Origin of the sequence: Photobacterium sanguinicancri (assembly GCF_002265265.1) — a bacterium.
In the GTDB taxonomy this organism is placed as follows: Bacteria; Pseudomonadota; Gammaproteobacteria; order Enterobacterales; family Vibrionaceae; genus Photobacterium; species Photobacterium sanguinicancri.
Genome location: NZ_NOIF01000205.1, coordinates 1 through 8,514, shown reverse-complemented (window position 1 = coordinate 8,514; position 8,514 = coordinate 1). Strand labels below are relative to the sequence as shown.

Genomic DNA, 8,514 nt, shown 5'->3' with positions numbered 1-8,514 from the left:
AGCTATAAAAAAACCAGCCAACAGGCTGGTTTTTCTTTATTCAACTCTCAAGTATTGATCCTAAGAAAGCATCGTACTTGTTAATCTTCAGAGCTTGGGTTTGCAGGCTTACGCTTTTTAGGCATAAACACATTGTCACCCACAGCCACGTTATCGTAAAAGCGCTTATCGACTTTCTTCTTCGCTTTAGGTGCTGTTGATTTTTTCGCAGCTTCTGGCTTGTTTGTTGTTTTTTTCTTAACAAACTTCTTCTTAGGAGCTGGTTTAAGCCCCTTAAACTTACCTTCTAGACCTTCCATTGTTGTGAATGAAATATCCTGTTGTAAGTAAGCTTCTACATTCTTGAAGCTGCGCCAGTCTTTAGGACCAACTAAAGAAATTGCATCGCCTTTGTTCCCTGCACGACCAGTACGGCCTACACGGTGAACGTATTCTTCGGCGTGTTTCGGCATATCGAAGTTAATCACGTGAGAAACATTATCGATATCAAGACCACGCGAAGCCACATCTGTCGTCACAAGGATCTTATGACATACACGCTCAAACTGGCTCATGATGCTGTTACGTTGTGTTTGGTTCAAGTCACCGCTAAGTGCGACAGCTTTCAGTTGACGCTCATTAAGCTCTTTTGTTAAGCGCTCTGTATCAACACGTGTCGCAGTGAAAATAATAACTTGCTTGTAATCTTCCGTTTCTAGGATTTTATCCAATAGTGCTTGTTTATGATCTAAGTGATCACACAGCATGAAACGTTGAGTAATATCTTTGTGTTCTTCTGCTGAACTACCAACAGCAAGCTGCTTGGGTGCATCTAGCATGTCTGTTGCGATGTCCAACACATCGTTATGGTCAAGTGTTGCTGAGAACATCAATGTTTGACGACGACGGTGGTTAGCTGCATTGTGAATGCTGCGTAAATGCGCTTCAAAGCCAAGATCAAGCATACGGTCAGCTTCATCAAGGATCAGCATTTCTAGACCATCAAGGTAAGTACTTTTATGCTCTAGGTGATCAGCTAAACGACCAGGTGTTGCCACAACAAACATTGGGTCATCACGCAGTGCTTTTACTTGATCGTTAAAGTTTTCGCCACCAACAATCAAAGTACCATCATACGGAGTACCCGCATTTAGTGTACGTAGTTGAGCAAATACTTGCTTCGCTAGCTCACGCGTCGGCGTTAAAATAAGCACTCGAGGGTCACGACGAGTAAACGGCTTACTACGGTACATACGCTGCATTGCAGGCAATAAGAATGCGAGAGTTTTACCAGAGCCTGTTTTTGATGAGGCCAACAAATCCTTACCAAGCATGGCAATTGGAATAGCTTGTTGTTGAATTTCAGTCGCTTGATCAAACCCTAGGTCGTTGATTTTCTTTAACAGTCGTTGGTCTAATCCAAGATCTTTAAAATGCAAAATGATGCTCCGGTAAAAACGCCTACAGCGTTATAGATGTACAAATTTATTAATTACTCACCCATTGTGACAACGGTCACGCTAGAGTGAAAAATGTTAGCAACGGATTATAACACAAATTGTTAGGCGATAATCTAGTGTAAAGTTTAGAAAAGTAAGTTATTTCCCTTAATTACTGCCCATAACAATCGATACAGCAATCTAAAACAATGAGAGATGGGACATTCCTTAACAAGCACATTTTTGCCATAGTTAGCAATGTCTTATAGGTATAGGGAATTACACAATGAAGTTTTTGCCGTCGAGCCTTCCCCATTACTTAGCCGTAATTTTCAGTATTCTGTTTATTGTGCTCGGGATAAATCCCGTTTTTCGTGAAGTATGGGTGGCAGAGGTTGTTCCAGTTGTATTCATCTTTTTGTTTCTGGTTGTTACCTATTCTAGGTTTCAGTTTAGCAATACCGCATACATTTTGATGTTTTTCTGGCTTATTGGCCACACTGTGGGCGCACACTATACGTTCGCACATGTTCCTTTCGATTGGTTTAATAACCTATTGGGCACAGAGCGCAACATGTTTGATCGTGTCGCACACTTCTCGGTTGGCTTTTACGCTTTTCCTATCGCGGAATGGCTCGTAAGGCGTGGCGAATGTAAGCCGAAACTCGCCGCTTTTTTCGCTTTGTTTGCGATTATGGCGATTGCGGCAGGCTATGAGATCATCGAATGGTGGTATGCGATCATCGCTGGAGGAGATGCAGGGATCGAGTTTTTAGGGTCTCAGGGTGATATCTGGGATGCGCAAAAAGATATGCTGGCTGATACCTTAGGCGCCGTGTTTAGTTTGGTACTGTTCTTTAAATTAAAACCCTTCTCAGATCCCAAGGTTATACGCTAATACAATTGCGATAAACCCATATAAAGAAGAAGCCAGATGTCTCAGCATCTGGCTTCTTTCATTGAATCTCTTGTTATCCGAACCGCGAAAATCGATAACATTAGCGATTAAGTAAACTCAGCAGCCACAAAACGATTTCGTCCTTGCTCTTTGGCCTTATATAACACCTTATCAACGATCTGGTACATGTTCTCAGGCGTTTCTAACCCTGTAGGTACCCAAGCGACCATTCCTTGGCTAACGGTGATGATATTAGACGTAGTAGATTTAGAATGCGGGATCTCAAGTCTTTTGATGCATTGCTTTAAACGTTCACACTCTTTAACGGCTTGTGTTTTATCACAGTTACTGATCAAAACAACGAACTCTTCACCACCGTAACGCGCAGCAAGTTCACCAGCTCGGCTAAAGGTAGATTTAAGCTCCTCCGCCACCAGCTGTAAACAACGGTCACCTTCTAAGTGGCCATAGTAATCATTAAAGGGTTTAAAGTGATCAACGTCGATCATAATGATCGTTAAAGAAAAGTTGTTACGACCATGCATTGAAATAAATTCAGCCAACTTTTGATCTAAGTGACGCCTATTCGCCAGCTTTGTTAAACCATCTTCATTCACTTGCTGTGAAAGTAACCCATTAGCCTGCTCTAATTGAACTGACGCTTCTTTCAATTTATGCCGCATATGCGCGATACGCTGCATTGCTTTTAATTTTGAGGCCAACACAATTTTGTTTACCGGTTTTACGAGGTAATCGTCACCGCCCATATCAATAGCTTTTGCGATCATTTCAGGTTCATCATGCCCACTTAAGAAGATGATCGGTACCCACTCTTCATGCTGCTGACGTAGCTCTTTTGCAACATCAACGCCGCTCATATCTGGCATGCTAATGTCGAGTAACACAAGATCAGGATCAAATAACGGGTATTTCTCAATGGCTTCATGCCCAGAGCCCACAGCTTCAACAACATGACCAAGACGCTGTAATCGCATTGCCAGTTGCATCCGCTCTAAATGAACATCATCAACTAATAAAACACGCATTGCTTCCATGAAAGCATCCTATTGATATAAATCGATTTGTATACTTATATTTATAGCACATATATGTACGTATCTTCAGTTATGTCCCTACATCGTCTATTTTCTGCACTTCAGCGTGACCTAGATTGCAGTTTTGCACTCAAAGAAGTGCGACTCTTCGCCGCTTTAGCCATCATATGATGTGAATAGCCAATAAAATAAACATCTTATTGACTTTTGTCAGAGGGGCTTTAGGATTCTCCTCCTTATTTATACTAAGCTGTAGGAACTCTCTATGTCTGAGATCGAGAAAAAAGACGAGCAAATCGTTGAAGAAACAAAACTATCATTGGATGACTGTTCACCAGAACTTCGTCAAGTAGCGGCGTTTGAGGAAGTTCCTGAAGAGCTAATCGAAATGCTTGTTAGCGTTTATAACGTATCAGAAGCATCATCTCGCGCATCGTGGAACACACTACCAGGTAGTGCACAAAACGTTCTTGATAACTTCGAACAATTCCACGCACTTGTTGCACTTAGCCAAACATACTCTGGTGTTGATTTCCTTGGTGAATTCCAAGATACCAAACTGCCAGAAGAAATGAGCGCTGAAGAGCAAGAAGATTACAAAGCAGTACTATTAGACAAAGTACTAACAAACTGCGTGAAGGATTTGACTAAGCAGCTTAAGCAAGCTCGTCGTAATCCACCAATGAAGCGTGAATTCCAGGAAATTTTCAAAAAATAATCCTGCGATACCAATTTGATTGAGTCATTGATCTATGGGTATTATTTAAAGGGAAGGAAACTTCCCTTTATGTTCACTATCCTGTAACTTCACCTTTAACGCGTCAAAATAACGACAAACCACTATGCGGTACACGGCTATTCAAGTCTCAAGTCGTCGATACCAGATCATAGCACTGCCTTAACTAGGTAACCCTGCCTTACCGTTAACTATAGCGATGTTTGAAATATGTCTCAGGCTGAACAAGTCAAATTTCCCACCGGTGTTTACTTTATTCCAAGCCTTGGCATCATCAAATCCAGTAACGCAACACAGGCTCTTAACCAATCTGAACAACTCATCCTTTCTTATTTGTTAGAGCACAACCAGCGGCCCGCAACGAAACAAGACCTTATTGAAGCCGGCTGGCCGGATCGCGAAGTGACAGAAGCGTCACTTTTCCAAGTTATTCGCTCACTACGCGTTAAGCTACAAGAGTCGAATAAAGGCGAAGTCATTGAAACGATCCCACGATTAGGCTATCAGATCTGCACGTTCGACATTCAGACCTTTGACATGGCAGATCTAAATCCACTCGAAAAAATAAAACAAAAATCAAAGCAGTTAAAATATTTTCTGCTCGGTATGCTTGTCCTATTTTGCGCTATTCTCGCTATTACAAAATATGTGGATGAACCAAGTGTAGATGACTTACCTTTTGAATCACGCTTAACCTCGCTTGATAGCAATCAAGTACTTTTTATAGGGGAAGATGAAGATGTCCTTACTGATTTAACAAGTAAGGTTACTACGCTTTATCAATCATATAATGCACTACACAGCCCAAATCATTTGGAAAACCGCCGTATATTTATTTATAAAAATAATGATCTTTATTCGGTCGCTTGGTGTAAGCAAGATCAAGGTAATTACTGCATTAAAGGAACCGAGCTATCTTACAGTATGCGCTTAGAAGAATGGCCGACCTTTCAAAACTATATTCTAAGCAACAAGGGTGAATTAATCGACACACCTAAAATTCAAACAGACTTCACCCGTCAACCCGCGGCAAAAGTGTATTTAAACTATATTGATGACTCAGTAATTCAATCAAAAGTGATCCATTATTTCATTTCAAATGAACCTAATAATGAATTTAAGTATTCTTCTATGTCTTTCATTGCGAGTAAGCATCAGGATTTACATCACGTTCTATCAATAAAAGCGGCGAACTACCAAGCCATTCTCACACCAGATATTCCTAATGTTATCGCTCGGGTGAAAATCATGCCAGAGATGTTCCACTGGGCCTACCAACCGACGGGCACAAAAGGCCTAAACAAAGGTTCACTCGCGCTAGAGAATGAACGACATGAGCAAGTGGTTTATGAGGGGCGTAAAGTTGTAGTTAACCACTTACTTTATCATCACAATCACCTAAGTTTAATTTTTAGCGCTAACGCTGGCTTGTACTGGGTCCATTCAAACAAACAGCAAGATGTATTATTTAAACCCACGGTAGACTAAGTAGATACCGACAGCAATCAATGTCCCTGGAATTAAAATACTCCACATGATCCCAGTCCAAACTAATCCCCACAAAATTGCAGCAGCTATCAGGAATACAACGGCGGTTTTTAGCGCATCTTTCCAATGCCCACTCATCACAATATCGATAAGGCCTGTAACCCCAAGCACAATGAGCAAGCCAGGCCACCACCATTGCGTTAGGTATAACAAGCCAAATCCAATAAGAAACACACCAGAGGAGATCCCATCTCTACCCTTCGTCTTCATACCAAACATGTCTTCTCCTCTTATGAACAATCGTTAACTGTCTACTATAGACTGATCACTTTTCAGTGCTAACTCACCCCACATCAATAAACAATACAGGGTTAAGCTGTGGTTATTACTACCATTTCGTCAAGATGTGATCTGCGCATCTCATGTTATAATTAGTAAATAATAAAAATCACTCACCCTTTCCACTATCCAACAAGCAGGCATGTCGCTCCAATGATTTTCTCTGTAGTGAAAAATAAAAAAAACCTCATTGTTTTTTTTACAGTACTCATTTTTTCTGGTTGTGCGGTATACGCGGGTTTAAATTACGATCAGATTTATGGTAAATCGGCACCGCGCGACCGTATTACCCCTGCATATTCGACTGTCGCTGAACATTACCTCACAGAGGTTAAGCCCATTATTGAAAATCGCTGCGTTGTTTGTCATGCCTGCTACGATGCACCATGCCAACTTAAAATGTCGTCTTCCGAAGGGATCGACCGTGGCGCCAATAAAGAAAAAGTGTACGAAGGTACCCGTTTACTAGCATCGAACCTGACTCGTATGTTCATCGACGCTCAATCAACAGAACAATGGCGTGAACTCGGTTTCAATCCCGTTTTAAACGAACGAGATCAAACAGCTGAAGCGAATACACAAGCGGGTGTTATGGCACGAATGCTTCAACTTAAACAAGCACATCCCTTACCTGAACAGAAAATATTGAATCAAGATGAATGGGACTTTTCGCTAGATCGCGATCAGCAATGCCCAACCATTGAAGAAATGACCAAATATGAGCAAGATTATCCAAATTGGGGCATGCCCTATGGTTTGCCACAATTGGCTGATGGTGAAAATAAAATATTAATGTCATGGTTAGAGGCTGGTTCACCAATGGCAAGCGTTCCCCCCGCACCTGAATCGACTATGAACAAAATAAAAACATGGGAAGCTTTTTTAAACGGTGACTCACTCAAACAACAACTAACCAGCCGTTATATTTTTGAACATTTGTTTGTTTCACACCTCTATTTTGAAGATGAGGAAGAAACTGTTTTCTTTAACTTAGTTCGCTCACGTTCAGCCACAGTTACGCCGGTCGATCTTATTGCGACCCGTCGCCCGTTTGATGAGCCAAATGTAGAACGTGTTTATTACCGTTTCGTGCAAGTACGTGAAACCATTGTTGATAAAACCCACATGCCCTATGCCCTTAACAAGGCAAAAATGGCACGGTTTAAAGCGCTATTTCTAGAGCCGAGTTACGCGGTAACAGAACTACCTAGCTATGATCCCGTTTCTTCATCTAACCCTATGGTGAGCTTTACTCAGCTTCCAGTAGAAGCCCGCTATAAGTTCATGCTTGATAACGCTCAAAATACCATTATGGGCTTTATAAAAGGTCCAGTATGCCGAGGTCAACTTGCGCTAAATGTTATCAATGACCGTTTCTGGGTGTTTTTTGTTGATCCTGATATGGCCAATCTACCCAGTGTGAATGCATTCTATGAGCGCCAAGCACACAATCTTCGCCTGCCAGCCGAAAAAGAAAGTAACACTGTACCTATCACTAACTGGTTACACTATTCCAAGCAACAGGGTGATTTTTTACGAGCCAAAAATGACTTCATGAAAACAACCTTCAAAAATGGTGAACACCTCACCCCACAAGTCATTTGGGATGGCAACGGCATTAACCAGAATGCTTCACTTACCGTATTCCGCCATTTCGATAGTGCAACAGTGACTAAAGGGCTGATCGGTGAGCAACCTAAAACGGCATGGGTTTTGGACTACTCTTTACTCGAACGGATTCATTATTTGCTTGTCGCAGGGTTTGATGTGTACGGTAACTTTGGCCACCAACTCGTTACACGCATGTATATGGACTTTTTGCGCATGGAGGGCGAATCTAACTTCCTCTCTTTACTACCAGAAGCAATACGTCACCAAGAGTTAGCTGACTGGTATCAGGGTGCCAATACAGATCTCAAGCTATTCATACAAGGTGATATTAATGAATTTGATCAACCATCAGGCATTACATACCTAACAGATACGCCAAAGAAAGAGTTACTGGATAAACTAAAAACGCATCTTGCTCTGGTTCAACCGACTCGGTACGAACTATCAGAGGCTGCATTAGGCAACCAAGCTATTGCAGCACTAACAACCATCGGCCGCATGCAAGGCGAACACGTTAGCTTATTCCCAGAACTGAGCTACATTATGGTGACACCAAACGACACCAACAAACCACCACAACTCTTTACCCTTGTGCGTAATAGCGCACACAAGAATATCTCCAGTTTATTTAATGAAGAGTCCAACAGGCTATTCACTCGTGACAACGTCACCATAGTGAGAGGTGTGCTCGGTAGTTACCCCGGTGCATTTTGGTCTGTAAAAGAAGCCGAACTTCCCGCTTTAACTGAAAAAGTCTTAGCCGTTAAATCAGAAGAAAGCTACAAGGCATTATTAGACCAATTTGGCATTCGTCGAACCAACCCCGAGTTCTGGCCATTTAGCGATACACTTAACCAAACATACCAAGCTAACTACCCAATTGAGTCTGGTCTGTTAGATTACAATCGCGTTGAAAACCGCTAATTAACACCAATAGACAAGCATAAAGGCCAGCTCACTTAGCTGGCC

General features: G+C 41.8%; 7 protein-coding genes. 4 read left to right on the top strand and 3 right to left on the bottom strand.

Annotated elements, in window-relative coordinates:
* Positions 1-80 precede the first annotated feature (80 nt).
* Positions 81-1,418, bottom strand: coding sequence for a DEAD/DEAH box helicase (locus ASV53_RS21040; RefSeq protein ID WP_062691888.1), 1,338 nt, complete (start codon positions 1,416-1,418; stop codon positions 81-83).
* 286 nt (positions 1,419-1,704) lie between these two features.
* On the opposite strand from ASV53_RS21040, the gene ASV53_RS21035 reads away from it, so the two are divergent.
* Positions 1,705-2,316: a DUF2238 domain-containing protein gene (locus ASV53_RS21035; RefSeq protein ID WP_062691886.1), complete on the top strand. Its 612-nt coding sequence runs from the start codon at positions 1,705-1,707 to the stop codon at positions 2,314-2,316.
* A gap of 107 nt (positions 2,317-2,423) precedes the next feature.
* Here ASV53_RS21035 and ASV53_RS21030 read toward each other — a convergent pair whose 3' ends face one another.
* The gene (locus tag ASV53_RS21030; RefSeq protein WP_094958546.1) at positions 2,424-3,371 is read right to left on the bottom strand and encodes a diguanylate cyclase domain-containing protein; all 948 of its coding nucleotides are present in this window, start codon (positions 3,369-3,371) and stop codon (positions 2,424-2,426) included.
* A 265-nt stretch (positions 3,372-3,636) separates the two neighbouring features.
* On the opposite strand from ASV53_RS21030, the gene ASV53_RS21025 reads away from it, so the two are divergent.
* Entirely contained in the window at positions 3,637-4,089 is a 453-nt protein-coding gene (locus tag ASV53_RS21025) for a DUF3069 domain-containing protein (RefSeq protein WP_062691884.1), read from the top strand.
* 228 nt (positions 4,090-4,317) lie between these two features.
* Positions 4,318-5,595 carry a winged helix-turn-helix domain-containing protein gene (locus ASV53_RS21020; RefSeq protein ID WP_094958545.1) on the top strand — a complete coding sequence of 426 codons (1,278 nt, stop codon included), beginning with the start codon at positions 4,318-4,320 and terminating at the stop codon, positions 5,593-5,595.
* On the opposite strand, the gene ASV53_RS21015 is transcribed toward ASV53_RS21020, so the two are convergent.
* Positions 5,572-5,874 carry a hypothetical protein gene (locus tag ASV53_RS21015; RefSeq protein WP_094958544.1) on the bottom strand — a complete coding sequence of 101 codons (303 nt, stop codon included), beginning with the start codon at positions 5,872-5,874 and terminating at the stop codon, positions 5,572-5,574. The two genes, ASV53_RS21020 and ASV53_RS21015, sit on opposite strands and share 24 nt — an antisense overlap.
* Positions 5,875-6,087: 213 nt before the next feature.
* Between ASV53_RS21015 and ASV53_RS21010 the strand changes: the two genes are divergently transcribed.
* Complete coding sequence (locus tag ASV53_RS21010) at positions 6,088-8,469, top strand: fatty acid cis/trans isomerase (protein WP_094958543.1); 2,382 nt, start codon at positions 6,088-6,090, stop codon at positions 8,467-8,469.
* The last annotated feature ends 45 nt before the right edge of the window (positions 8,470-8,514 follow it).